Origin of the sequence: Coleofasciculus sp. A1-SPW-01 (assembly GCF_040217205.1) — a bacterium.
GTDB lineage: Bacteria > Cyanobacteriota > Cyanobacteriia > Cyanobacteriales > Coleofasciculaceae > Coleofasciculus > Coleofasciculus chthonoplastes_A.
In genome coordinates this window covers 1-22,038 of sequence record NZ_JAVJNP010000115.1, presented here as the reverse complement: position 1 = coordinate 22,038, position 22,038 = coordinate 1, and the positions used below count along the sequence as shown (strand labels likewise).

General features: G+C 46.4%; 23 protein-coding genes. 11 read left to right on the top strand and 12 right to left on the bottom strand.

All coding sequences use genetic code 11. From position 1 onward, the window contains the following. Positions 1-217: 217 nt before the first annotated feature. The gene (locus RH949_RS17830) at positions 218-1,075 is read left to right on the top strand and encodes a CheR family methyltransferase (protein ID WP_446354956.1); all 858 of its coding nucleotides are present in this window, start codon (positions 218-220) and stop codon (positions 1,073-1,075) included. 335 nt (positions 1,076-1,410) lie between these two features. After that, positions 1,411-1,878 (top strand): regulatory protein RecX, encoded by a 468-nt coding sequence (locus RH949_RS17825; protein WP_446354954.1) that lies wholly within the window; start codon positions 1,411-1,413, stop codon positions 1,876-1,878. A gap of 360 nt (positions 1,879-2,238) precedes the next feature. Here the strand turns inward: RH949_RS17825 and RH949_RS17820 are convergent, their stop codons facing one another. Beyond that, a complete protein-coding gene (locus RH949_RS17820) occupies positions 2,239-3,093 on the bottom strand; it encodes a glycoside hydrolase family 15 protein (RefSeq protein ID WP_446354952.1) in 855 nt (284 codons plus the stop codon). Positions 3,094-3,198: 105 nt separating this feature from the next. Between RH949_RS17820 and RH949_RS17815 the strand changes: the two genes are divergently transcribed. The 3 genes from RH949_RS17815 (at position 3,199) to RH949_RS17805 (ending at position 5,358) form a co-directional block, all read left to right on the top strand. Beyond that, positions 3,199-3,657, top strand: a complete 459-nt coding sequence (locus tag RH949_RS17815) for a GatB/YqeY domain-containing protein (RefSeq protein ID WP_006102779.1) — start codon at positions 3,199-3,201, stop codon at positions 3,655-3,657. Positions 3,658-3,757: 100 nt separating this feature from the next. After that, entirely contained in the window at positions 3,758-4,384 is a 627-nt protein-coding gene (locus RH949_RS17810) for an alpha/beta fold hydrolase (RefSeq protein ID WP_006102693.1), read from the top strand. Positions 4,385-4,470: 86 nt separating this feature from the next. Further along, a complete protein-coding gene (locus tag RH949_RS17805) occupies positions 4,471-5,358 on the top strand; it encodes an alpha/beta fold hydrolase (protein WP_446354949.1) in 888 nt (295 codons plus the stop codon). A gap of 213 nt (positions 5,359-5,571) precedes the next feature. On the opposite strand, the gene RH949_RS17800 is transcribed toward RH949_RS17805, so the two are convergent. From RH949_RS17800 to bicA, 5 genes are all read right to left on the bottom strand, one after another. After that, positions 5,572-5,964, bottom strand: coding sequence for a type II toxin-antitoxin system death-on-curing family toxin (locus RH949_RS17800; RefSeq protein ID WP_446354996.1), 393 nt, complete (start codon positions 5,962-5,964; stop codon positions 5,572-5,574). Next, positions 5,961-7,151, bottom strand: coding sequence for an ImmA/IrrE family metallo-endopeptidase (locus RH949_RS17795; RefSeq protein WP_446354947.1), 1,191 nt, complete (start codon positions 7,149-7,151; stop codon positions 5,961-5,963). Before RH949_RS17795 ends, RH949_RS17800 begins: the two co-directional genes overlap by 4 nt. Beyond that, positions 7,144-7,473, bottom strand: a complete 330-nt coding sequence (locus RH949_RS17790) for a type II toxin-antitoxin system RelE/ParE family toxin (RefSeq protein ID WP_446354945.1) — start codon at positions 7,471-7,473, stop codon at positions 7,144-7,146. Before RH949_RS17790 ends, RH949_RS17795 begins: the two co-directional genes overlap by 8 nt. Before the next feature lie 555 nt (positions 7,474-8,028). Further along, the gene (locus RH949_RS17785; RefSeq protein ID WP_446354943.1) at positions 8,029-9,417 is read right to left on the bottom strand and encodes a cation:proton antiporter; all 1,389 of its coding nucleotides are present in this window, start codon (positions 9,415-9,417) and stop codon (positions 8,029-8,031) included. Positions 9,418-9,783: 366 nt separating this feature from the next. After that, complete coding sequence (bicA, locus tag RH949_RS17780; protein WP_446354994.1) at positions 9,784-11,532, bottom strand: bicarbonate transporter BicA; 1,749 nt, start codon at positions 11,530-11,532, stop codon at positions 9,784-9,786. 328 nt (positions 11,533-11,860) lie between these two features. Between bicA and folB the strand changes: the two genes are divergently transcribed. Next, positions 11,861-12,223: a dihydroneopterin aldolase gene (folB, locus tag RH949_RS17775; RefSeq protein WP_044208635.1), complete on the top strand. Its 363-nt coding sequence runs from the start codon at positions 11,861-11,863 to the stop codon at positions 12,221-12,223. Positions 12,224-12,312: 89 nt separating this feature from the next. On the opposite strand, the gene RH949_RS17770 is transcribed toward folB, so the two are convergent. From RH949_RS17770 to RH949_RS17750, 5 genes are all read right to left on the bottom strand, one after another. Continuing rightward, positions 12,313-12,555, bottom strand: a complete 243-nt coding sequence (locus tag RH949_RS17770) for a hypothetical protein (protein WP_006102738.1) — start codon at positions 12,553-12,555, stop codon at positions 12,313-12,315. Positions 12,556-12,758: 203 nt separating this feature from the next. Beyond that, positions 12,759-14,495: a signal recognition particle-docking protein FtsY gene (gene ftsY / locus RH949_RS17765; protein WP_446354940.1), complete on the bottom strand. Its 1,737-nt coding sequence runs from the start codon at positions 14,493-14,495 to the stop codon at positions 12,759-12,761. A 132-nt stretch (positions 14,496-14,627) separates the two neighbouring features. Further along, positions 14,628-15,272 (bottom strand): transcription antitermination factor NusB, encoded by a 645-nt coding sequence (gene nusB / locus RH949_RS17760; RefSeq protein WP_446354938.1) that lies wholly within the window; start codon positions 15,270-15,272, stop codon positions 14,628-14,630. A gap of 94 nt (positions 15,273-15,366) precedes the next feature. After that, positions 15,367-16,098 (bottom strand): DUF502 domain-containing protein, encoded by a 732-nt coding sequence (locus RH949_RS17755; protein WP_006102773.1) that lies wholly within the window; start codon positions 16,096-16,098, stop codon positions 15,367-15,369. A 391-nt stretch (positions 16,099-16,489) separates the two neighbouring features. Next, the gene (locus tag RH949_RS17750; RefSeq protein ID WP_006102730.1) at positions 16,490-17,344 is read right to left on the bottom strand and encodes a glycosyltransferase family 2 protein; all 855 of its coding nucleotides are present in this window, start codon (positions 17,342-17,344) and stop codon (positions 16,490-16,492) included. A gap of 38 nt (positions 17,345-17,382) precedes the next feature. Here RH949_RS17750 and RH949_RS17745 point away from each other — a divergent pair, with 38 nt between their 5' ends. Beyond that, a complete protein-coding gene (locus RH949_RS17745) occupies positions 17,383-17,520 on the top strand; it encodes a hypothetical protein (RefSeq protein ID WP_006102748.1) in 138 nt (45 codons plus the stop codon). 106 nt (positions 17,521-17,626) lie between these two features. On the opposite strand, the gene hpsJ-B is transcribed toward RH949_RS17745, so the two are convergent. Beyond that, positions 17,627-18,370, bottom strand: coding sequence for a hormogonium polysaccharide biosynthesis protein HpsJ (hpsJ-B, locus tag RH949_RS17740; RefSeq protein ID WP_232231751.1), 744 nt, complete (start codon positions 18,368-18,370; stop codon positions 17,627-17,629). A gap of 387 nt (positions 18,371-18,757) precedes the next feature. On the opposite strand from hpsJ-B, the gene pgl reads away from it, so the two are divergent. From pgl to RH949_RS17720, 4 genes are all read left to right on the top strand, one after another. Further along, the gene (gene pgl, locus RH949_RS17735; RefSeq protein WP_006102670.1) at positions 18,758-19,480 is read left to right on the top strand and encodes a 6-phosphogluconolactonase; all 723 of its coding nucleotides are present in this window, start codon (positions 18,758-18,760) and stop codon (positions 19,478-19,480) included. Between the two features lie 206 nt (positions 19,481-19,686). Further along, positions 19,687-20,466, top strand: coding sequence for an FHA domain-containing protein (locus tag RH949_RS17730; RefSeq protein ID WP_446354934.1), 780 nt, complete (start codon positions 19,687-19,689; stop codon positions 20,464-20,466). Between the two features lie 233 nt (positions 20,467-20,699). Next, positions 20,700-21,122 (top strand): FHA domain-containing protein, encoded by a 423-nt coding sequence (locus RH949_RS17725; RefSeq protein ID WP_044208715.1) that lies wholly within the window; start codon positions 20,700-20,702, stop codon positions 21,120-21,122. Positions 21,123-21,538: 416 nt separating this feature from the next. After that, entirely contained in the window at positions 21,539-21,859 is a 321-nt protein-coding gene (locus RH949_RS17720; protein WP_006102729.1) for a hypothetical protein, read from the top strand. The last annotated feature ends 179 nt before the right edge of the window (positions 21,860-22,038 follow it).

The window sequence follows — 22,038 nt, the reverse complement described above, 5'->3', positions numbered from 1 at the left end:
TTCCCTATTCCCTATTCCCTATTCCCTATTCACTATTCACTATTCACTATTCACTATTCACTATTCACTGTTCACTGTTTACTGTTCCCTCCCCTCACCACAAAACTCCCTGCAGCAGAGCCTAAGTACATTGCTTGAACAAAACTGGAGATATCGCTAGACTCAAATCTAGTGAAGGTTATCGGACATTCTTGAGTGCGCCATCGGCAAATCTTGTTTGGCAAGTCTCAAGGGAGGCAAAATACTCCAGTTTATTGGTGGGAGACAGCTTATGTCCGCAGCAGAGTGGGAATTGGAAACGTTATTAGAGCATCTCAAGTACAGCCGTGGCTGCGACTTGACCGGGTACAAGCGTTCTAGCTTAGAGCGCCGATTCCTTGTCCGGATGCGGCAGTTAAAAATTGACAGCTATGGGGACTACTTGCACTATTTGCAGCGCCATTCGCAGGAATATATCCCTCTATTAAACACGGTCTTAATTAACCTGACCAGCTTTTTTCGCGATCGCGCCTCCTGGGAGTACCTAGCCAACGAACTCATCCCCAAAATCATCGCCAGCAAACAGCCCGATGAATCGATTCGAGTGTGGAGTGCCGCCTGTGCGTTTGGGCAGGAACTCTATAGCCTCATTATCCTATTTGCGGAAGTGTTGGGCATCGAATCCTGTTTACAGCGCCTTCAATTTATTGCCACCGATTGGGATAAGGATGCTCTCTCGCAAGCCCGAAACGGCACGTATAAACCGAGAGACGTCAGCGAAATTACTGCTGATCTGCTGGAGAAATACTTTGAGCAAACCGAACAAGGCGATTATATCTTTCATCGACAACTTCGCCGCACAATCATCTTCGCTCATCATAACCTGGCAAAGCATGCACCCATGTCTAAAATCGATTTGCTGGTATGCCGCAATGCCCTAATGTACTTCAAATCAGACATTCAAATAACCATTCTGATTCGCTTTCATTTTGGACTCAAAAATAACGGCTTTCTCTTCTTAGGTCAGCCAGAGATGGTCATGACTCGCAGACCAATGATTTGTTTGACAGAAGTCCCCCGAACAAATGTACTATAAAAGAGGGTTTGGTGACAAATGGCAAATGATAATTCCTACCGTTAACTTTAATTGCCCCCACCTACTTAGGGCTTGCTGCACAACCCCAAAACCCTTATCTATCAAGGCTTTGAGTAGCATGGACATTGGCTCATCTTCAAGAACATAAGGTAAAACCCTTTCATACCCTTGCACCGCTATCAGGGAAAATGTATCATTGCTCCCCCTGCTCCCTCTGCTTCCCCAGCTCCCTACCCCACTACAAGACTTATTCAGCAACCCCTACTTATGAAAGGGGTTTCCCTAATCTCAGCCGTTAACTTTAATTGTGTCCACCCATTTAATCCTGACAATCAATGAATTGTATTGACTATTTCTGTAAACTTTTAGCCCGTCGAGAATATAGTGTTTTTGAACTCACTCAAAAAGCACAAGCTAAAGGCTTTGATGCCCAGGATATTACTGAATCTATTGAGAATCTGCAACGCCTTAATTATCAATCGGATACTCGTTTTGTCGAAAGCATGATCACGTCCTATCGAGGCAAATATGGCAAAATAGTCATTAAACGTAAATGCCGAGATAAGGGAATTGATTCGGATTTTTTTGAACAAATTTGGCAGTCTCAAACCGAGGAGGAGGAAGAAGGGGTAGAACTGGATGGTTTAAAAGCTAAGGTGGTGCGAAAGTATAAAATTACTGATTTTCATGATATTGATCCGAAAACAAAGCGGAAACTATGGAATTATCTTCAGTATCGTGGGTTTAATCCGGGTGACGTGTTAACCCAGTGGCAGAGGGAACAAGATGAAGATGTTGATTAAAATAAACGATTTAATTAATCAATAGTAAGTAGTCGGAAAAAACAAAACGGTACTGTATGAATCTTTGTAAATTCCCCTAACCCTCTTACTGTTCCCTGATCCTTCCTAATCTCAACCGTTAACTTTAATTTTTCACACCGACTGATAAACTCGTCTCCATCATATTCAGCGCCACAGCTAAATTCGCTTGTGTCCAAAGTAATGGTGTGGCATCACTAGGAACATAGGAGTCATCTTCTCGATGATATGGTTATCTTTTCCAGTAATACCAAGTTGCAGTCTAAGGTAGAATCTGTCATGCTGAGCAGAACGCAGTGAAACGGAGTGACGCGAAGCATCTGTCCAGATTCTTCGCTTCGCTCAGAATGACATGATAGAACGCAACTTGGTATAAGTTGTCCCAGAGAACGATTCAGGTAATTGTAACGGGTAAATCAGGAACAATAATGCTGTATCATATTGTCGATTCTTTTTCGGTTCCGGTTGGATGCATTCGGCAGGTAAAATCGTTTCTAGGGTTGATTCTCCCTGGGCGATTAGCTCAGTTAAAAAAGATGGGGAGAAAGCGCGATCGCACTCCTGTATCTCAGACCACTTTTCTCTTTGATTGAGCAGGGTTTGCAGCGCTTTTAACCCCGAAACGACTCCGCCAACACTAGACGCTTCTAGTTTGCGTTTTTCCTCCCAATGACCACTATCTTCATCTTGCCAATAGCGAATCGCGTGAAAGTAACGGGGAAATAATACCAAAATAGCGAAATCATCGCCTTGAGGATTCAGGATTCCCTGGGTTGCCAATTGGCAGTAAAACCACAAAAAATATCCTAAAGCATCATTTTGAGCATGCGCCCATTTTTGATTTATTTCTGCCATATTTTTGCCATCAAATCGCACATGGGGGCGCTCCATCACATTCTGGGGGTCAGCTTCGCCCTCAATAATCTTGATAAAACGCCATCGATACTTATTGAAATAGCTGATCAGCGCCTTAACGGTTTTCAGCGCAATTTCAACCTCTCCCATAACATAATGAGCGTGAGCAATATAGAGATTATCTCGTACCCAGACACTGGTATAGTCGGTGTATTCGGTGTCACTTTTTAATAGAGCCGCCGCAAATAAGCCATTCTCTAGTGAGGGAAACTGAAATGTGCCTTGGTTTTTGAGAAACTCGAATAACTGCTGAATATCTGACACACTATAGTTAGCTTGCATGAATTCAGTGCTGTTCAACTTAAACTTAAAATCCTAATGAGCCAATCCCGTTGATCGCCCGGTTTACTCTTTATAATTTAATCAGTTGTTTCCTCAATCGTCATAATGAGCCTCAAAGACCGCATCTCTGAAGATATCAAAGTCGCGATGAAGGCGAAAGATAAAATTCGGCTGGAAACGGTTCGCAGTATCAAAAAGCTGATCCTAGAAAAAGAGGTCAGCTTGCGCCCTCAAGGACAAGAGACGCTCACCGAAACTCAGGAACTTGAACTCTTAGCGCAACTTGCCAAACAGCGTCGGGATTCAATGGAACAGTATCGTAACGCTGGACGGGAAGACTTGGCGGAACAAGAAGCCAAAGAGTTAGCCATACTTGAAGAATATCTCCCCGCCCCACTATCCGATCAGGAAATTGAAGCGGTACTGGATGAAATTATTACCCAAACTGGCGCAAGTTCGATGAAAGACATGGGGAAAGTCATGGGACTCGCCATGGACAAACTCAAAGGGCGTGCTGAAGGTCGTAAGATTCAAGCCATGGTTAAAGCTAAGCTAAGTGGATAAGTTGTCATTTGTCATTTGTCATTTGTCAGGGAACAGAGAAGTAGCATACTGAGTTTCTACACCTTCCCATCACCCCATCTCCCTCCATCGGACTATCACGATGAAAGAAACCCCAGATTACATTCTATTTGCTCAACACGGCTGGGCAGATACAGAAGCCGCGATCGCGGAAATGGCGCAAACTCTGGCGACTCCCCAGACGCTGGTGATTACCCCCAATCTGGGTTGGTGGAAAACCTGGTGGCGAATTAAGCCGTTAATCAAGCAGGTGGAGGGAATTGCTACGGAAATAATTGCCAAGTATCCCCAAACCCCGATCCGGATTATTGGTTATTCCCTTGGCGGATTAATCTGGGTAGAACTTCTCAAACAACATCCCGAATGGTGGTCTCAAGTGGAGTCCTTTGTTCTCGTGGCTTCTCCTATTGGCGGGGTGGATTTAGCCCGAAATTTTACATTTTTGGGAATGGGTGTGGGGATAGCTGGGGCAATGCTTGAAAATCGCCGCCAGATGGCGGAATCCATTGCTAAAGTGATTCCCACATTAGTGATTGCGGGCGATATTGGTGGCGGAACAGATGGTGCAGTGACTCTAGACGAAACCAAGGTTCCTGGTGCAAACTTTTTTTATCTGCCCACATTATCTCATCCCACCCTAAAAAATCATCCGGCTGTAGCGGAAGTGATTCGCGACTTTTGGCAAAATCCAGTAATAATTGATGGTTGATTTGTTATTGGTCTTTCGTCATTTGTCATTCGTCCTTTGCAAATTCTCTTCCTCATCTCCTCCATCTTCCTCATCTAACTATCACGATGCCAAAAACCCCAGATTTTATTATATTTGCCCAACACGGCTGGGCGGATACCCACCACGCGATCGCAGCCTTAGCCAAAACTTTAGCCACTCCCCAGTCTCACTTGGTTACACCCAATCTCGGTTGGTTAAAAACCTGGTGGCGCATTGAACCCTTAATTCTACAGGTCGAAGGAATAGCCACTGAAACCATTCGCCAGTATCCGAATACTCCGATCCGAATTATCGGTCATTCCATGGGCGGTTTAATTTGGCTAGAAATTCTCAATCAACATCCCGAATGGTGGTCTCAGATAGAATCATTTGTACTGGTTGCATCCCCCATTGGCGGGTCAGATTTAGCCCGAATAATCGACCCCTTTAGTGTTGGTATCGGTATGGCTGGTGCCCTAGGTATCAATCGCCGCCAGATTGCTCAATCCATCGCCAAAAAGATTCCTACGTTAGTCATTGCTGGTGATATAGATGGGGGTAGCGATAGAACAATTACCGTTGAATCAACCAAGTTTTCCCATGCTAAGTTTGTGAGTATCCCCAATTTAGCCCATGCCCAACTCAAAAATCATCCCACAGTCATCGGAATTATCCGGGAATTTTGGGCAAATCCGACAATAACTAACCCTTACCCCCTAGATTTTACCGCTCAGTTAATTGAACGCTTGCAGTCAGTACCCGGAATGACTGATGCTCATCCGCGAGACTTTCCCCGGAGTCAACCCTACATCACTTTTGCCAACGGATTCACGATTCGCCTCTGGACAAATCCGTTACAAGTTGATCATATTTTTGTCGCGAATCCCGAAGGGGAATGTCTTTACAGTGGGTTCGTTGGCTGGAAACATCGTGGGGCGTTACATCAAGCGTTAGATGAAATTCAGAATCGGTAAACCAGTTGCTAATTTAATCTGAAGTTCCCCCATCCAAAAAATCTTGCACTGCCTCACTGTGCGGCTTTGCGCGATTTTTTAGTCGCCCTACATGGGTACGCTTTTTGAGGGTTTTGAGCGATCAAACCACTACGGAATAAGGCTTGACGCTGGGTATAGTACATCTGCACTGGTGTAACTTCAGATCTCGAACTCTTGCCTTCAACCTCCTATCTACAAATTTATCGGAATCACAACTTTATGTAGCCATGCAGTAAACTCGTCTCGCTTTAGGGTTCCCGCTGCCAAATTCAGCATCACCACTTCCTGATCATCAACCGATGCCTGAATTTCAAACCCATTGAGAACCAGAAACACTTCCATCGAAGCATGAGCTGTTCGCTTATTGCCATCCACAAATGAATGATTCATCACCAAAGAAAACCCCAATGCGGCTGCTTTCTCTACTAACGTGGGGTATAGCTCTTCCCCGCCAAACGTCATCTGCGGCTGAACAACCCCTGACTCCAACGCACCCTGGTCTCGAATTCCAGAAGTACCCCCTGTTTGCTCAATTACGTGATCGTGCAACCTCAACACCTCTTTAACCGACAGATACCGCATCAGGAAAGGCGCTCGTATAGCTCTTTGTTCTTATCCAGCACATAGCTTGCAGCCTGAGCGAAATCATCTTCAGGTTGCTGTTCCAGAGGGGAAAACATCTTCTCAAAACGTGCCTTGAGATCATTCATCCAACTCATTTGAATCACCTCCTCATACTGCAACCGCCCCACTACAATGCCGGGATGGATACCAAGTTTACTGGCAAAGGCGTTAACACTCTCTTTAGATCGCAATTGAGGCAGTTCAGGCTCGTACTCGTGCGGAATCAAAAATTCCTTCGCCCATTGATTGGCTTCTGCTTCTTGCTGCGACTCCAGTTTTTCTCCCTTCTCCCACTCATCCAGAAAAATCTCCTTCTTCCCATGCAGCAGAATGTGTGCTGCCTCGTGAAAGAATGTAAACCAGAAGCGATCATTGGTCTTACCATAGAGCGAAAGTTGAATCAGTGCCTTATGAGGATTCAGCCAGCGAGCTACCCCACTCGTATGCGCCCGTGGAATCGCTGGAACTAAACAGAACACAACTCCTGCATCCAAGCACAACTGACGCATCTGAGGCATGAATTCTTCCGAAGGTAATAAAGTGAGTTGCCGAATTGCTTGAACCGCACTCTTAAACTTGGCTTTGTTGTATTTGGGACAGTTCAATCCTTCCGCCTCAATTTCTCCCCGGCGTAACCAAGCTGAAATTGCCCCCACATCACTTTGCTCAGTCCGAGTGCGGCGGAAAGCCGCCTCCATGTTGGCGTAGTAGTTTTGCCATTCCTTCGGTGAAGCGACGCCAAAAAAACGGAGCAACTCCCGGACAATGGCAGGCTTATTTTTGGTATCTCTACGCTGTTTTAGGATCACCCCTTGATCCATCAGTTCCTTGACAGGCAACTCATCCAACCAAGAAACCCACTTCTGAAAATCCTTTTCTGCTTCCTGTTGAGCGAGTTTGGCACGGTACTGTGCCTCCCGGCTCAACCAAAAACTCGCATTACTGCCTAAGACATTTGCTAACTTAAGCGCTGTTTCCTCGGTAATCGGTGCTTTACCATTGAGCAACAAGCTAACATGCTTGGTGGTGTAACCCAGGCGTTTTGCCAGATCCACCTGACTCCACTCTCGTTCCTCGATTAAATCAGCAATAGTATCTCCAGGGGGCGAGATCCAATCTGGCATAAAAGGTTGTAAGACTTCAGTCATGATAATCCCCTATCCAAATAATGCGGACTTGTGTTATTCGACTCCAATCAATGCCACCGTCCTTAAGTCGGGGCACTGGGTCGTGGTCTGGCTCAAACACCAAGCGTTTTGGCTGCACTAGCTCCAGAGCATACTGTCCTGCTCTGTCTCCCTTTAAAGAGTGAGGATGCCCAGCACAAAGTTCAGTTATCGATGAAGCTGCTATTAAGTCAGCTAATCGGGCTTGTAAATTCCGAGCCATCTGTTCTCCCAACTTACGCTGAGCCAATTTTTCCTGCTCACACAGGGCTTTGAATTTCTTGTCCTTAAAATCAATTTCCATAAGAGTTTACAAAATAAAGTTTACCATATCGGTAAATATTTTACCATATCGGTAAATTTTATTTCTGGACTTGAAGGAAGGCGGGCATTTCCACCAGGTTATCCATCTCTTGCCAGAAGCCTTGCCCAAGCTCTTCCTAGTCTAAGCAGACCTCCTTGAAGGACTGATACAGCGTATTGCAAGTTCGTGAGGTACAGTATTTACCGGCAATCTGCTGTAAAGGGGGTAGTTAACCCGGATTTATAGCAGATCGCTAGGCGTGTATAGCAATAGACATATCGATTAGGACGTTCGGCACCATTGTAGAGACGTTGCATGCAACGTCTCTACATAAATGATGTGTCCTAACAGCCATGGCGGTTGCTATATTTACAACTCCCGTACCTGAAGCTGAGTCCCGATGAGATATTCGTACAAACAAACTGTAACTAGACCAGCGCGAAGCGCTATAGTATAAATACTTATTACATCGTCAAGTGCGGAATGTGAAATTGATCCAAAAAATCCCTCGGCATAAAGTCGAGGGATTCCATATCTTTAATCTAATTCAATACTCTATCCCAACAAATCTGCTTGTTCCAGAGCTTCTTTAGACTCTTCAACTTCCGCCGCCTCTGGTGAACCTTTAAATGCTATTCGCAAGAAAGGTGGCGCTAAGAATGTCGTCAGAATCACCATAATGATAATCGCGGCTTCTAAAGGCTTACTCAAAACCCCACTAGCTGAACCAATTCCCGCAAACACCAATCCCACTTCACCACGAGGAATCATACCAACCCCAATCGCCAAGCGGTTAATTTGAGGTTGACCAATAAATGTCCAACCTGTAACCAATTTTCCGATAATCGCTACCCCAATTAAGAAAACAGCAATCACTAATCCTTCCCGATTTTCCGGAACCGCAGGATTGAGAACACCTAAATCTGCTTTCGCACCCACAGCCACAAAGAAAATGGGGACTAAAATATCGGCAATGGGAACCACTTGCTTATCCAATTCTTTGCGTTTATCCGTTTCATCCAAAACCAATCCCGCTGCAAATGCTCCTAAAATCGCTTCTAATTGGATTACATTCGCTAAGAACGCCATTAAAAACGCAAAGGTAAACGCAGGAATAACCAATTGTCCTCGCGTTTGTAACTTATCCGCGATCGCCACAAAGGAGCGGTTGAAAAACTTACCCAGGAAAATAGAACCGAGCAGGAAAACAGTCGCACTAATAATCAGATAGATAACGTTGAAAACATCAACCTCACCTGTTTTCGCCAGACTAGCAACCACGGCTAAGACGATGATACCCAAAACATCATCAATAACCGCCGCCCCGACAATAATTTGACCTTCTTTTGATTTGAGACGCCCTAATTCCGAGAGAACTTTAGACGTAATCCCAATACTGGTGGCGGTTAACGCTGCACCTGCAAAAATTGCCGGAATCGCGGCAACATTAAAGAAAAACATTAACCCGGCTGTACCCGCTGCAAAGGGGGCGACGACTCCCACCACCGCCACAATTGCCGCTTGATAACCGACTTCTTTGAGATCCCGGAGATCCGATTCTAAGCCAATCTCAAATAAGAGGATGATTACCCCGATTTCAGCTAAAACCGAGACGACTTCACTCTGGGTTTCAAAGACATTGACAACAGCCTCTGGGCTTAAATCACCAATCCATTGCAGCAGCTTCATCAGTAGCGAATCAGCCGCAACTGCGCCACTTTCGGGGAAAACAAGCAGATGCAATGCTGAAGCACCCACAACAACACCGCCGACTAATTCACCTAAAACTGGCGGTAAATCAACTGCCTTGGATAACTCTCCGCCCAGTTTACTGGCAAGATAAATGATAACTAAACTGAGCAACACACCAGCGAGTACAATTGACCCATTTTCTGGCGCTGTTGCTAATATGGGAATTGGTTGTATCAGGTCGGAAAAAATCATGGTCTGCATCTATTGTTTATTTTCAAGTCTGTGAGATTGATTGATGAGTTACCTTTGAGGTTGAGTGACACTCAAATATATTTAGCCCCTCCATAGAGTGCGCTGAGATAAAAGGAATACCTATCGCACAACCCTAACGTGATCAATTTATTGGCAGATCATCTAGCTCGGTTTTTGGGTACAGACCTATCCTTATCGGTCTAGACAAAGGTTTGCATCTGGTTAATTGGCAAAAACAAACCTTATTTTACTAAGTTTAAGTTGTACTATAATTATAAGTCTTTATGGCAAAATTAAGAAAATTTACAGATTTAATATTCTTAATAATTATCCCAATCCTTTCTTATCATCCCTAATTAGAACCGGCTAGTTGCTGATGGCAACATCATCGGATTGAGTGGGATAAGCAGTAGACAATATACCATTTGCTGGAAGTTCATATCTCTTGACCACAGCAACGGCTTGCCGCAATGCTTCTGTCCGATCAACGTGCAAATTATGGGCAGGTAACATTGACAGAATGCCCAATTTTTCCAGGCGTCGTTTAATCTGACCCGTAGCACCAACAATGAAGACTTGACGACCTTTATCAATAGCTTCTTGGATGGAATTTTCAATCGCCAACGAAGAGGTAACACCCAAGTGTGGAACATCACTTAAGTCTACAATCAGGACATCATGATCTGCCATCGCATTTTGCTGACGGGAGATTGCCTTGGATACCCCAAAGATCATCGGTCCACTTAGGTGGAACAATAGGATGCGACCATCAGTTTGATCAATCAGTTCTTTCTCTTCAGGGGTCATCTGGATAGCATCATCGGCATCCGTAATCGTCTTAACATCCTTGGCTTGAAGTTTGGAGAGACGTTCAATGGTCAATAGATTAGCAACGAATACACCAACGCCAACAGCAACAATCAAGTCAACAAATACAGTCAGGATGATCACGCCATACATAATCATGGCGCCCTTAATCGAAACCTTATGCGCTCGCTTCAGGAAACCCCAGTCGATAATATCTATACCAACCTTGAGGGCAATTCCAGCCAGAACCGCCATCGGAATCCAAGCCGTTAGACTAGCAGCACCTAAAATGACGACTAGCAAGATTAAGGCACGAGTTAAACCTGATATGGCAGTTCTAGCACCAGTTTGGATATTCACCACAGTTCCCATGGTTGCACCAGCGCCAGCGATACCGCCACATAATCCGGATGCTAAGTTTCCTAACCCTTGACCAATTAATTCTTTGTTCGAGTTATGCTGACTACGAGTTAAGCTATCGGCAACAACGGAAGTGAGTAGAGCATCAATACAACCGAGCATCGCCAAAACCAAGGCATTAATGAGCATGGTTTGGAATTCTGCCGCGCTAAAAGTTGGAACCTGTAAAGTAGGTAAAGCTTGAGGGATTTCACCAATGCGGCGAATATCGCCCATCTCAGGGAACACAACCAATGCTACTACCGTTCCGATCACCAGCGCGATTAACTGGGGCGGTGGGAAAAACTTCTTAACATTAGACGGCGCAGATTGCAATAAAAATGGCTGTAGTACCAGAATCGTAACCGTCAAAACCGCCAGAGCCGTTTCACCGGGCTGGATATCGCGTATAAGATCAGGTATGTCTTGGATTGTACCCAGGATGCCACCGGAAGGACTATCCTGTCCCAGAAATGGTGCAAGTTGCAGGATGACCAGGATAAATCCAATCCCAGACATAAATCCAGATACTACGGTGTAGGGCATCAGGGTAACGTATCGACCCAACCGCAATGTACCCATAATAATCTGGAATACCCCTGCCATCATGACTACAGTAAATGCCATAGCCATACCCTTTTCTGTACCCGCCGTCGCCGTCAGGTTAGCGATAACGGCAGTCATGACCACGGTCATTGGACCTGTGGGTTCAGAAATGAGAGTGGGTGTACCACCAAATAGGGCAGCAAAGAAGCCAACTAAAACTGCACCCCAAAGACCTGCTAAAGCGCCAGCACCAGAGGCAACACCGAAAGCCAGTGCCATGGGGAGGGCGATAATCGCAGCAGTAATCCCCCCGAATATGTCACCTTGCAGGTTTCTAAAATGTATACGATTCGTGATTCGCATTAGACTCGGAGGAGTGAGAGAACGACGGTACACTCAGAAAGCGTCAAGTCTTTGGAACACTATCTCATAATTTCCGCGAAGAGTTAAGGTTTGTAACGCTTCCTAATATTTCTTCAATTAGATTAACTGACGATGCTCCATTCTTTGCATTTGGATTTTCAATAGAAAGCATAGAGAGAATGCTTATAGCTGGGGAAGCTGGGGGAGCCGTGAGTTAACTGCTCTACGTTACACTGTTCCCTGTTCCCTGTTCCCTAACAAATGACAAATGACAAATGACAAATGACGATCACCGCCGTTAACTTTAATTGTCCCTACCTACTTATCTATGGATTGCATACAGGTCAATAAAATTCGGTCTTATGGCTATACAGGTTATCTGCCAGAAGAGCGGGTACTTGGACAATGGTTTGAAGTGGATCTGACGTTATGGTTAGATTTAGCTCCCGCCGGTGAGAGTGACGACATAAAAGACACTCTGGATTACCGCCAAGCCATTGACACGGTTAAGCAACTGATCGCCAACTCTAAGGTTTCCTTAGTGGAAAAATTAGCCAGCGCGATCGCAGATGCTCTGTTAAAGCTCGATAGAGTCGAGCGAGTACAAGTGCGGCTGAGTAAACCGGCTGCTCCTATCCCTGACTTTGGCGGCACAATTACAATTGATATCACTAGACCGGGTGTGGGGTGACCAGGTGCGGGGTTTCGGGTGTCGGGTGAGTAGCAGAAAATCCTTCGAGGTTGAGAAATTAGGACGCCTCACCATGCCCCCTTTCAACGTTACGCGATCGCTAAATCCGTCTCAGTCGGCTTCCGTGGATGAACGCCTTGCTCCACCTGCATCCATTCCTGAAACACGTCTTCAATAAATATTCGTTTCTTCTTCCCCCTCTCATTGACTACCTGTACTTCAACTTTGAGAGTGGGTAAATACACACCATCTACGATTTGATGCCCATAAGCGACAACTTTACCCACGTTCCCAGTTGAACGATGATGGGCATAGTCGCCAATGTTTAGCATGATATTCATAGTTCCCACAAGCATTCGCTAAATGGACAATGCATACCATAGCAACAGATTCAAGTTATTGCAATACTTCTTAATCTTACGCAGCTATTGTTACATCACTTCATGTTTCTCTCATTTTTCTGTCATTTGTCATTTGTCATTTGTCATTTAGAATACCCAGGAGCAAATCACGAATCCAAAGCTTGCCAGTCTGATTATCCACTCAATAACGCTTCCACAAACTCATAACTTGAGAAGGGACGTAAATCTTCAATCCCTTCCCCAGCACCGACAAACCGAATCGGTAATCCCAATTGCTGCACGATCGCCAAAGCCACACCGCCTTTAGCCGTACCATCCAACTTAGTCAACACCACACCACTCAATTTTGCCGCTTCCGAGAACACCTCAGCTTGACGCAAACCATTTTGACCGAGGGTAGCATCCAATACCAGCAACGATTCCACCTTCGCCTCAGGTGCTTTTTTGTCAATAATCCGGCGAATTTTCGCCAATTCCTCCATCAGATTTTTCTTATTTTGCAAACGCCCTGCGGTGTCTACCAAAAGCAATTCCGTATTTCGGGCTTGAGCGGCTGTGATTGAATCAAATACCACAGCGGCTGGATCAGTATTCTTGCCCGGATTAGCAATCACCTCTGTGCTACTACGTTCTCCCCAAATCTTCACCTGTTCCACCGCCGCCGCCCGGAAGGTATCGGCAGCACCAATCAAACACTTGTAATCCGATTTATTGGCTAAGTGAGCCAGTTTGCCAATCGTGGTGGTTTTTCCCGCACCATTCACCCCAGTCATCAACCAGATATTCAGGGTGTCTTTTTCCGGGAAAAAAGTGGAACCGTAAGACTCGCGACAGGGTTTATCCAGTAAATCCCGGAGAATTTGTTTCAAATAGGCGATCGCCTGTTCAGGAGGCAAGACTTCCTGGCGCATTCTAGCTTGCAGGGTTTCAATAATGTAATCCGTTGCCTCGATACCCACATCTGCTTGCAACAGCAACGCCTCAATTTCCATCACGGCGTCTTGGTTCAACGGACCTTGACCGACAATAGACTTGAGTTGATTGACTAAGCCGCGACGAGTTTTGCCCAATCCAGAACGAAGCTGTTTTAGCCAGCTAATTTCCTCAGGGGAGACATCCTCAGGGGTACGCCCTTGATCGGCTAAGACTTTGGCTGACCACAAAAATTCTTCATCCAAGGCGATATCCGCCTCGGCTTCGGGTTGGGTTGTGGGTGGCGCGACAGATTCTGGTTCTGGCGTCTCAATTGCCGTTGCTTCAAGCCGTTTAAGTCGTTCTTCCCGTTCGGATTTCCTTGCCCAAATCGGCACAGTTGCTGATTCTTCAGCCGCCCCAGGTTCAGGTTCCTCTGTGTCAGTTTCCACGTCGGCTATGGTATCTGAAGCCGTTGGAGCCTCCGTTTCTTCAGGTTCTACTTGTTCGGTGTCGGTTTCCGCCTCAGTTACAACCGGAGATTCTGGGGAGGTGGCTGTACTACTCTGATCAACTCTAACTTCGGCTTCCTCTGCTTCCTCTGCTTCCTCTGCTTCCTCTGCTTCCACCGTTTCCTCTGCTTCCTCTGCTTCCTCTGCTTCCTCTGCTTCCACCGTTTCCGGGGCAGTTTCTATGGCTTCTGTACTCTCTGTTAGTTCAGCCTGGGCAGATTCAGCCGTGTCAGGTTGTACCTCTGGCGCTTCAGTTTCAGCTTCTGAGGGCGCTGACTCCTGCTTTTGCAGGTTTGTATAAGCAGCTTTTGCCCAACTCAGATAATCGTCAGCAACTGTTGATGATTGCTCCTGAGTAGCAGACTCACTCTCCGATTTCGGCGATTCAACCGGGGGAGTGGCTGACTGCTGTTCTTGCTTCTCTTCTTTCTCCTCGGAAGAGGCTGCACTTTTACCAACTTGGCGGCGGAACCAATTAAATACCATTGCACCTAATTAGAGATAGTTGTGAGTTGTCAGTTTTGAGCTTGCTTTCAAGGGAAGCGAGTATGACAAAGGACAAAGGACGAATGACGATCCTCGTTCACCTGGGCTAACCGACTTAACTTAATACTTAACTTATATGAACTTTTCTAGAGCTGAAGACTCCGACTCATTTATGCAGGTAGTGACGCGCCGCAACACGCCATTCACAAATCGATGCCCTTCTTGATCGCTGTAGCGTTTAGCCAGTTCTATGGCTTCGTTAATAGCTACCCGATCAGGAATCCCTAAAAATGCCATTTCTGCCACCGCTATTCGCAAAATATCGCGGTCAATACGGGGTAAGCGATTGATTTGCCAATCTTTGAGTGATTTAACCAGTATTTCGTCAATTTCGACTTGCCTACGACGAATCGCCTGTAGAATTTCTATCGCATAAGCCCGCACGTCGGCTTGATTCGCAAGCTGAATCATTTCCGGGATTTCTACCGCGACACCGATACGGTTAATCGCCTTCTGAGTCAGTTCAATGGCTTCAGCAACCATCGTTTTGGAACTTCGCACGTCGATCGCCCGGGTTTCACTACCAAGGAGGCGATCGCTCCCACGTTTGAGTTCGGCTGAGGCTGTTTCTAAGGCTTCGTTAATTTCATCGGTTAGAGTCCTCACGGCGACTAATACCATCTGGCTCAGTTGTTTTTCATCAAGCTGTTCCGGTTCACGAGACATCTGAGAGAGACCTAAAAGTGCCAGTTCACGAGCAATTCTGCGGGGTTGCATGGTTTTGTCCTTTGTCCTTTGTTCTACTAGCTCCCGAAAAGAAGCTAGCTATGTACATCAATAACCCTCTTCCCCAATCCCTAATTACTAGGAACTAGGAACTTTCTTCCGTGGGTAACATCTGCTGTTGCAGCATATCTGATAGAGGTTGCTCTCGCTTCGTCTTGCCGTATGGCATCTGGAGGGGTACACCCATGGATTCACTCGGTCCAACAATTCCACCAGAGATTAGTACCTTAAAGGCATCTTCGATGGACATGGAAAGATTAATCACTTCCGTTTCCGGCACAATAGCATACCATCCGGTGGTCGGATTCGGAGTGGTGGGGATAAAAATATTCAACATGGTGTCGTTGAGTTTGCCTTGAATTTCACCCGTTGCTGTCCCCGTGACGAAGGCGAGCGCCCACATTCCCTGACGCGGATACTCTACCAAAATCACCCGCCGAAATTTACTGCTGGAATCCTTAAGCAAGGTTTCCAATAACTGTTTGAGTGTTTTATAGACTGATCCAGCCAGGGGAATTGCCTGCAACACTCGTTCTCCTAAATCCAGCAACCACCGCCCGACAATATTACGTGCCATTAAGCCAATCAGTAGAATGCACAGGAGGGGCACCGTTAGCCCTACCAGTAAATTCAAGAGATTGACCAAAATGGGGTGGAGGTTATTATAGGGGTTGAGTTGCTTAGGGATACGGGTAAGAAAATTGATCACCCAATTGGCGATGGTAATCGTCAGCCAGATTGTGGTAGCGAGGGGAATCACTACTAGGAGACCGGCGATTAGGTCGTTTTTTAAGTCCTGCTTGAAGCGTTGGATCACAGAGTATTGATTCTCCTTACAATGGCTCTTAAACGTCTGTCATTGCTCTCTCAATTACTGGTATAAGCTGTTGAAACCTTGACCTGATCACGGCAATCACCGCCAGCTTTCCCAGCCGTTGAGGGGGATGAACTCCTGCTCAACCCCCTTTTGCTGCCCCAGTGAAGCAGTACTCCTGGTCGAGGGTTCTATCTTTAGTTGTAAAGCTTGTTAAGAATTGTTGCAAGTATTGATATCTCGATTTAAGCTTGTTCAAGGGGGGTGTACGGTTAACTATCTTAAAAAACTTGTATCACACCTTACAGTTTATCTAACTGTGGGGGTTTGGGGGAGCAATAAGACCGAGGTGAATCAATACAACATAGGCTAATAGTTCTTGATCTGTTGGTCTTCAGAAAGAGAGTTGGGAATCGGTTCCCTCAATGGTGGGCAGTTGTTCATCCTTAAGTTCCCAAACCTTGAGGGTAATTAGATATTCATAAAATGCCTGTAAGGTACACCAAGTAAAGCCAGCGCGTCCATCCAAGAAGCCTCCGAGGAAAATGTACATATAGAGAAAGCGTAGTAATGGACGAAAGGGCAAGCGTAACGACAGATCTTTAAGGGCATGACGCCGTTCTACTTCCGATCGCCCCAGCAGCAACGCTCCCCAGTTGACAGTGCCTTGTTCAAGCTGGCGTAAGGTTTCCCGGGCTTCATCGGTGGAGTAACGGTTGTGTTTTTCAATCCAACGGCTAAACCCCTTACTACAGGTATAGTGAGGGTAGGTTTCTTGCAAAAACCCTGTAGATCCATGACAGACTTCTCGTTCTGTATGACCATAATCGGTAAACCAGACTTGACCTTTTCGCAGTAAACGAAGTTGGTAACGGGGATACTGAGTACAGTGACGAATCCATCGATTCATGAACATCACCCGTTCGGCGACATAGTATCCCACGTACTGGTTGTCCTTTATCGCCTCTAGGCATTCAGCAAATAGGGCTGGGGTCATCCGTTCATCGGCTTCTAGGATGTAAGCCCATTCATACTTAGTCGGGAGGTTCTCCAGCATCCAAGTACGCTGACGCCCATGACTTTCAAAGGGATGAGATACAACTCGCACAGGATAACGTTGGGCAAATTCTACCGTGCGATCGCTACTACACGAATCCACCACAATGATGTCATCCGAGAGCCGCGCTGAGTTGATGCACGCTTCAATATCTCGTTCTTCGTTGTAGGTGAGGATATAAATCGAGAACATGTCAAAGGTTGTAAAAAAATGAGTCTAGCTAAAGCGGTTTGCTGAAATTGAGAACCCCAATCCGCCTCAATGCCAATCGTAACCGATGGCACATAAAAGCAGAACTGGGGATTACCTACAGCAGTTGGCAACTGGCTCAAATAGAGGTTATTTGTTATCTCGGAATGGGTGATTAGGACGCTTTGGTGTATCTTCTTTGAATCGTAAATCTCGATCAACTGACAATTTAGAGACTATTATCAAACCTTTTTGCCTGTTGCTCGCATAGCAATGACTTGCAGATTAACTGCTCAAGTTCCGCAATCCCATCCAGCCAATGATGCTGTAGCCAATGGCTAACAGTAAGCTGCTTAAACCGATGCGGATACCTCTTTTTAATGCCTCAGTTCGGGCGCGTTGCTCAAGTTCTTGTCTACGACTGCGGATTTGAGTCTGAGCTTGCTCAGTTCTTTGAGCGATCGCTTCGGGATCTGTTTTGAGCGCCTGCAATTGTTCTCGGAGTGCCTGGAGTCGCTGGAGTTGCTCTCCTTGAGCTTGACCGCTTTCAATGGCTTGGTCTAGTCGTTCTAGCTGTTGTGGATCTTCAAGCAGAGTATCAATTTGCTGAACTTGCGTTTCCAGTTGGGTTTCAGCTTGCTGGGCTTGCTGAGTAATCTGTTCTATCGCTTGATTGCTTTGGATGCGGACATTGTTAAAGTGCAAGGGGACAAGCAACAGGAATAGTAAACCCAATAGGCTGGAGAGTAAAAATGCCCAGAATCTCAAGTCCGTTATTGACGATTTTCGCTCCGGTAATGAGCCACCACTGTTATTGCTGATCCAAGATCCTGTTACCAAAAAGGCAATTCCCACCATCGGGATAACACCCCGATCAACGAGCTGGGTGGTTAAATTAAGCTGCCATTCATTCTGAAGGGGGCTAACACCAGGAGAGGGAATAATCAGGATCAGATAATCCAACAGGGACGATAGGATCATGATCAATCCGACTATCTTAAGTGCTAAACCCGCGAACGAAGAATACATAGTACTACTTTTCATTGAACCTGATTCCGCGACGGATACCCCATCGTCTTACGTTGGGTCCGAAATCGCGCCCACTATGGTTTACAAGCAGGTTTTTAATGGTGAGAAACCCAGGAACCTGCAAAACCTGTTTTAGTCCCAACGATACCACTTTGCGTTACTAAGGCAAGTCCTTAGCAATCCCCGCCGTCTACACAGTGGAGTAGTGGAATTTTTTACCCTAGAACCGAGTGTACCCCATACGGTATGGGACAATTAGGGTTCATGTATGACTTGCCCATATTAACTCATGGATATTTGAATGATTACCCTAGGGGTCTACTGCAATTATCCAACGAAACGGGCGGCTAGACCAAGTTACCTGTTGAGCCGGAGGAGCACAGATTGATGAAGAAAATTGTCGAAGTTTTGCCTGATAAAGCCGCGCTGATTGAGCGATCGCGTGATGTTGTCCTCACGAAGATACAGGAGGCAATCCAACGCTCAGGGCGCTGTACCCTGGCTTTAGCGGGGGGCGGTACACCCAAGCCCCTCTATGAAGCCCTAGCTAGCCAGAATCTACCCTGGGATAAACTGCACATCTTTTGGGGTGATGAACGCTATGTTCCAGCCGATCACCCGGATAGCAATCAAGCGATGGCGCGTCAGGCTTGGTTGGATCACGTTGATATTCCAGCCACGAATATTCACCCCATTCCCACAGACGGAGAGTCTCCGGAAGCAGATGCCTCGAAGCATGATACTCAACTGGGGGAGTTCTTTGGTGTAGCCGCTGACGAGTTTCCCCAATTTGATCTGATCTTATTGGGTATTGGTGACGACGCGCATACGGCATCTTTATTTCCTCATACCCAAGCGCTACAGGTTTGCGATCGCCGGATTACTTTGGGCAATAAAGAGGGTCAACCTCGGATCACTTTTACTGTACCCTTGATTAACCAAGCCCATTGCGTGATGTTTCTGGTGGCGGGGGCGGGTAAGCAACCTGCGTTGGCTCAAATCTTCGCGGCTGAGGCTGACCCCTTGACCTATCCGGCGCGGTTTATTCAGCCTCAAGGGGAATTGTGGTGGCTTTTAGATCAGCAAGCCGGTCAAGCGGTGAAAGGCTAATGCTCATTTCCACGACAGAGAATCCGTGAGCCTGATGTAACAAGTTATTAAGGTAGAACGGTTAACTGTGTTTTGATGAAGGAGGAAGGCTCATGCTGACTCGAAGGATTTCGGCGGTTTTGTCCTCAGTAGAAACGTTGCATGCAACGTCTCTACGTGAAACCGCTTTTGTTGCTAATTTTGAATGCGTGAATCTTGAATAGCTTATGATTGTTTGCCCTAACTGCAATCACCAAAATCCAGACGGTGCGACTCAATGCGAAGCCTGCTATACACCTTTACCGGCAAGCATGAGTTGTCCCAACTGTGGTACAACAGTTCAAACAGACGCTAGCTTCTGCGGTCAATGTGGTTTTAACCTGAAAGCCAGTGGCTCAACGGGAAGCCCAGATACACCAGCTCCAGTGTCGGTTCCCGATGTACCCGATTTAGACCCCCCTGACCCTCTAATTGAACCCGAACCTCTTTCAATGAGTTCCCAATCACCCATCCCTGACCCGCAACCCGATCCCCCTCCTGAGCTACCCGTTACCCAGGTTGGGCAATCCGGAACGACAACAGAAGAAGAAGAAAAGCCAGCCCCACCGGAGCCGGAAACAGAACCCCCTCCGCCCCCTGTAGCCACACCAAAGCTAGGTAGTGTCACACAGTTGCAGGTGCAGTCCGTTTATCTGCTGCATCTACAAACCCAGACCAAAATGGAACTCCCCTCCCATCTGAGTGTGATTCATATCGGTAAACCTAACGATCAGATTCCCCCTGATATTGATGTGTCTGGCTTTCCGAATTCTGAGATTGTTTCACGAGTTCATGCAGATATTCGTGTTGAGGGAGATACCTACTATCTTGAAGATGTGGGCAGCGCCAATGGAACATACATCAACCATACGCCGTTACCGAAAGGTGATCGCCATCGCTTACGCAAAGGCGATCGCATTAGCCTAGGCAAAGGGGACATGGTAACGTTTTTGTTCCAAGTCTCCTGAGTCGCTTGCCTATGTACTGAAGCTGAGGGGGGTTAATCATAAAAAGCCTGATTTACAGGTAAATTCTATAATGTTTCCGGAAAAATCTTTTACCGTGTTGACTCCTGACCATTGACAAATAGTTAGGGTTGATCGATGGTATCCCTCAAGGACAACCTGTTCTAGACTCATGGGACACTCTAGAAGTATTCAGTCAGTCGAAAGGACCCACGTTTTTGAATGATGTAATACCGGTGATTACTCTGACCCTGCTGCATCCTCTCCAGTCCGTACCTGTTCAAAGTTGGCCCTTTAAATCGGAATCGGTGATTCGGATTGGGCGGTCTACGGATAATGATGTCATTTTATACAGCGCCGTCGTTTCACGTCACCATGTTGAACTTCGGCGGAATGGTTCAGGTTGGCGAATTATCAGCTTAGGTGCTAACGGAACCTATATCGATGGAAAACGCATTACCCAGACGCCGGTTGTGGATGGGATGATTATCCGTCTAGCTAGTTCAGGACCGAAAATTCAGATTCATCTGCATGACGACATCCGTCCTGTAGAATCGTCAACTCATGCCAAAAAGCGCACGTCTTCTGGTAAGGGTATGCTCGATCAATCTAAAGAAACCCTGGTTGATGCTGAACATCAGCCAACCCAACAAGAATAGTGATCTAAGTAGGGCTTGCTGCACAAAGCCAAAACCATTAACAATCAATACTTTGAGCTTTATTGACAGAGGGTTTGATTCAAGGAAATCGGGTAGCATCCTTCATAAGTCTGGCATCACCTTGCTCAAGACAAATGTACCCTTGCTCCCCCAGCTTCCCCATCTCCCCCAGCTTCCCCAGCTCCCTCAGCTCCCCCAGCTCCCCCAGCTCCCCCAGCTCCCCCAGCTCCCCCAGCTTCCCCAGCTCCCGGAATGGAGGTTTGCCCTAAAGTTTTTTTAACCGGATCTAGCAGATGCTGAGGCTCTAAGGTTAAAGTAAGAGAAAATTTATGATGAATACGAGTCAGCTAAATTGCTAGGGACTTTTAACCTTTTTATAACCTATTGTGATCGATCTGAGATTAGGATGAACTGACATGACTTCTCCCAATAATGAAGACCGAGAGCTTCAGCGCCGGGAACACGATCTGATCCAACGAGAGCGAGAACTCCGACTACGCGAACTGGAAGCGGAAATTAATCAACCTCCTCTCTACCAAACCGTTAAGCATGAGCAACCAGAAGGAAAGCTGCAACGGTGGGGGAGAAAGCTAGTGATGTTCGGTAAGTTCTTAGCCTTTGTCGTGGCGGCGGTTCTGGTTGTACGGGTGAGTGCTGCGATCGCGACGATTATGATTATCGGTGTTATTGGCTTTATTGGCTATAAGATTTTCCTCGAAGGCGATAAGAAGTCTTAGGGAACAGGGAATTTAACTCTTGCATTTGATCGGGGCGGGTTTAGCTCTGTTCGCCGGAAGCCCCACACCATACCTGTACTTCGACAGGCTCAGTAACAACCCAGGTTGGTGTCGGGATGGATAGGCGGGTCATTGTCGGTACAGAAATGACCAATAAATTAATCGGGTGAGTGTTGATT

Coding starts and splice junctions, on each gene's coding strand:
- ftsY (WP_446354940.1), bottom strand. CDS start 14,495: ATGGTATTTAATTGGTTCCGCCGCCAAGTTGGTAAAAGTGCAGCCTCT.
- nusB (WP_446354938.1), bottom strand. CDS start 15,272: ATGCAACCCCGCAGAATTGCTCGTGAACTGGCACTTTTAGGTCTCTCT.
- RH949_RS17810 (WP_006102693.1), top strand. CDS start 3,758: ATGAAAGAAACCCCAGATTACATTCTATTTGCTCAACACGGCTGGGCA.
- pgl (WP_006102670.1), top strand. CDS start 18,758: ATGAAGAAAATTGTCGAAGTTTTGCCTGATAAAGCCGCGCTGATTGAG.
- RH949_RS17770 (WP_006102738.1), bottom strand. CDS start 12,555: ATGCTAAACATTGGCGACTATGCCCATCATCGTTCAACTGGGAACGTG.
- RH949_RS17720 (WP_006102729.1), top strand. CDS start 21,539: ATGACTTCTCCCAATAATGAAGACCGAGAGCTTCAGCGCCGGGAACAC.
- folB (WP_044208635.1), top strand. CDS start 11,861: ATGGATTGCATACAGGTCAATAAAATTCGGTCTTATGGCTATACAGGT.
- RH949_RS17750 (WP_006102730.1), bottom strand. CDS start 17,344: ATGTTCTCGATTTATATCCTCACCTACAACGAAGAACGAGATATTGAA.
- RH949_RS17825 (WP_446354954.1), top strand. CDS start 1,411: ATGAATTGTATTGACTATTTCTGTAAACTTTTAGCCCGTCGAGAATAT.
- RH949_RS17815 (WP_006102779.1), top strand. CDS start 3,199: ATGAGCCTCAAAGACCGCATCTCTGAAGATATCAAAGTCGCGATGAAG.
- RH949_RS17805 (WP_446354949.1), top strand. CDS start 4,471: ATGCCAAAAACCCCAGATTTTATTATATTTGCCCAACACGGCTGGGCG.
- RH949_RS17730 (WP_446354934.1), top strand. CDS start 19,687: ATGATTGTTTGCCCTAACTGCAATCACCAAAATCCAGACGGTGCGACT.
- hpsJ-B (WP_232231751.1), bottom strand. CDS start 18,370: ATGTATTCTTCGTTCGCGGGTTTAGCACTTAAGATAGTCGGATTGATC.
- bicA (WP_446354994.1), bottom strand. CDS start 11,532: ATGCGAATCACGAATCGTATACATTTTAGAAACCTGCAAGGTGACATA.
- RH949_RS17785 (WP_446354943.1), bottom strand. CDS start 9,417: ATGATTTTTTCCGACCTGATACAACCAATTCCCATATTAGCAACAGCG.
- RH949_RS17790 (WP_446354945.1), bottom strand. CDS start 7,473: ATGGAAATTGATTTTAAGGACAAGAAATTCAAAGCCCTGTGTGAGCAG.
- RH949_RS17795 (WP_446354947.1), bottom strand. CDS start 7,151: ATGACTGAAGTCTTACAACCTTTTATGCCAGATTGGATCTCGCCCCCT.
- RH949_RS17820 (WP_446354952.1), bottom strand. CDS start 3,093: ATGCAAGCTAACTATAGTGTGTCAGATATTCAGCAGTTATTCGAGTTT.